We start from the raw sequence: 1,462 nt of genomic DNA on the forward strand, positions 1-1,462 counted from the left end.
GACAAAACTTTGTGTATAACACAGAATTTTTAGATATCTGTTTTGTCGAAGACGGACGCAAAGATAGCGTAGTAAAATTTACCTCAACCCTTGCCCCATCCGCACCGCCATTTTATTGCTTATTATCCGAATTAGAACAATAAATAAATTAAGGCTTAGTAAACACTAAGCCTTAATTATATCTAGAACTTATACACCAAATTATCCTCGTACTCGCCTTGATAGTTAAGACTTGTCTTAATCGCTATCCGCTGTGCGCCGTCGAATGCCTGCCAATTATCTACTTTATCCGTCTGCATGTACTCAATAAACCGCACGAACTCGCTTTTTGTTGATGAGAAGAAGATATACGGTGGTCGTGTAATGTTAATTAAGCGTAAGAAGTCGATAAGGTCGAAATAATGCGCTTGCTTATAGCTCTCTTGTTTCGTACACAAATATGGAGGGTCTAAGACAAATACCGTTCTTTGGTCATTGATAAAACGCGGAAGTAACGTATGGAATGATTCGTTGGTAATCTCTATGCCATCTAAATAGCCATCGGCATTTTGGTAATCTGATAGCCTGATACAATTCCAAAAATCTTTATGATAAAGATCGCTAAGTGTTGCGACTTGCTGACCACTAAATAGCAACCAACTCGCCAGACAGTTCAAATCTTTATAACCGTCAAATGCTTCGATTGTCTCGATTATTTTAATTTTGATAGAGTGATCAGTGATACGTTTTTGACGTGGAACACCATCTAATAAAGTATATATCTTGCCACGCAATTGGTTAATATCGTCAATATGTTTAAGCCGCGTCGCATAACCGTCAAAGTCATTGTAAATAACGCGTGCGGCAGGTTTGAGTTGTTTTGCCGTGTGGCTAAGTAATCCTGAACCACCGAAGGCATCAATAATTGTCCAACCTTGACCATCATTGGGAATATATTGATTGAGAATAGCAGCATATTGGGCCAAAAATTGGCGTTTTTGCCCTACAAAAGGTAGAGGTGCCTGTTTATAGCTTGATAAATTGTTTTTCATATTCTGTAAGCCTCTTTCATAGAGTGAAAAAATTATGCTAAACTCACGTTTGTCTTGGCTAAGACCGCGGGTCTAGCAATAGTTATTGCCTACAGGTCGGTTCTGTCGGTGATAAGGTCGGTAGGCTGTGCGAAGCCTACTGACTGCCCGTGTTTACATACCTTATATATTCCTCCTTTTTAACTTTGAACTCTGAATTCATAACGATATAAGCTAGATAAATTGTCTTTAACGCTATACAGCGCAATTTTGTCAAATTGCTCACCCTCAACTCTAGCGACATCTGGGTAAGCAAAATTGGTCGAACTCGTCGTAACTGAACGCACAACATTATTGCCGTCCATTAAATCAATTTTATAACTGACACCTTGCCCCAGCGCTGTACTGTCTTCAGTATGTGCGATGAGTTGGTCGGCTTGAATATCTCTATC

2 protein-coding genes are annotated in these 1,462 nt (G+C 39.4%); both read right to left on the reverse strand.

Annotated features, from left to right (window positions below; genetic code table 11):
• Window positions 1-182: 182 nt before the first annotated feature.
• On the reverse strand, window positions 183-1,031 hold the full coding sequence (locus tag C228_RS0112985) for a DNA adenine methylase (RefSeq protein ID WP_018653014.1): 849 nt from the start codon (window positions 1,029-1,031) through the stop codon (window positions 183-185).
• Window positions 1,032-1,210: 179 nt separating this feature from the next.
• The coding region (locus tag C228_RS14595; RefSeq protein ID WP_039771524.1) for a hypothetical protein at window positions 1,211-1,462 on the reverse strand (252 nt) is incomplete at its 5' end.

This window comes from Actinobacillus capsulatus DSM 19761 (assembly GCF_000374285.1).
Taxonomy (GTDB): Bacteria; Pseudomonadota; Gammaproteobacteria; order Enterobacterales; family Pasteurellaceae; genus Actinobacillus; species Actinobacillus capsulatus.

Excerpts from the sequence above, each read along its gene's own strand:
- C228_RS0112985 (WP_018653014.1), bottom strand. The coding sequence starts at position 1,031 with ATGAAAAACAATTTATCAAGCTATAAACAGGCACCTCTACCTTTTGTA.